This window comes from Arhodomonas sp. KWT, assembly GCF_010993615.1.
Genome location: NZ_WNXE01000553.1, coordinates 1 through 1077, shown reverse-complemented (window position 1 = coordinate 1077; position 1077 = coordinate 1). Strand labels below are relative to the sequence as shown.

Here is a 1077-nt window from a genome sequence, read left to right as displayed (position 1 = left end):
CCGTCATTGTAGAGGTCGTGGGCGACGCCGTTGGCCGGGCAACCGATGAAATCGCCCGGTCCGACGGGCTGCTCCGTCTCGCCGATCGTCGCCCGTCCGCATCCGGCGAGCACGTAGATGCACTCCTCCTCGTAGTGATGGCAGTGGTACTCGGTGGAGAAATGGCCGGGTTCGACGGCGATCCGGTGCACACCGAGATTACGCAGTCCCACCGCGTCACCGAGCGAGCGATTCACCCGCACGGCCTGCGGATTGAGGAAGTGGGTCTTCTCCACGCCTTCCAGTGCTGCTATATCCTCGGCAGAAAGGTACATCGGGATCCTCCCGGCTGGTGGGTGCGACATGTATGATCCGCGTTTCAGGCCTCTCGTTGCAACGCTGCTCGCCGCGGCGTTGACCGCCGGCTGTGCCGGCACCCCCGCGCGGCCGGGGCCCACCGCATCTGCGGCCTTCCCCGCCGACGCCTATCGTGCCCTGGCCGCCGACGGCACGGTTTACCGGCTGGATCCCGCCGCTTCCTCGCTGCAGATCATCGTCTATCGGGGCGGTCCACTCGCGGAAAAAGGACACAACCACATCATCGAAGCCCGGGATTTCCGCGGGCTGGTATTCCTGCCGGACAAGGGTCTGGACGAGGCCCGGCTCGACCTCGCCGTGCCTGCCCGGGGGATGGTCGTGGACCCGCCCGCGGCACGCTCGGCAGCGGGCGGGGCGTTCGCCCACCCGCTGAACGACGAGGCCCGCACCGGCACCCGCGCCAACATGCTCGGCCCGCAGGTGCTGGATGCCGGGCGTTTCCCGCAGATCGCCGTGCACGCCGACGACATCCGTGGCGCCCTGCCCTGGCTGGTGGTCCGGACGACCGTGACCCTGCACGGCAGGACGCGCCGGTTGACCGTGCCGGTGGAGGTGCAGGCCGGGACGGAGGGCCTCACGGCCACCGGTCGTCTGGTACTGCGCCAGAGCGATTTCGGCATCACACCGATTACCGCCATGGGCGGACTGCTGCGGGTGCAGGACACGGTGACCGTGGCCTTCCGCCTGGTCGGGCGCCGCGAAGGGAAGGAGGGCTGAGCG

The 1077-nt window shown here is 69.2% G+C and carries 2 protein-coding genes; one reads left to right on the top strand and one right to left on the bottom strand.

The window, feature by feature from the left end:
* Positions 1-314 (bottom strand): cupin domain-containing protein (locus G7A99_RS20660; RefSeq protein ID WP_163143754.1); only part of this gene is annotated, 314 nt, incomplete at its 3' end.
* Between the two features lie 28 nt (positions 315-342).
* Between G7A99_RS20660 and G7A99_RS20655 the strand changes: the two genes are divergently transcribed.
* Positions 343-1074 (top strand): YceI family protein, encoded by a 732-nt coding sequence (locus G7A99_RS20655; protein ID WP_163143752.1) that lies wholly within the window; start codon positions 343-345, stop codon positions 1072-1074.
* Positions 1075-1077 lie beyond the last annotated feature (3 nt).

What these genes read in the sequence shown, in the direction of transcription:
- G7A99_RS20655 (WP_163143752.1), top strand. Translation starts at nt 343, where the DNA reads ATGTATGATCCGCGTTTCAGGCCTCTCGTTGCAACGCTGCTCGCCGCG.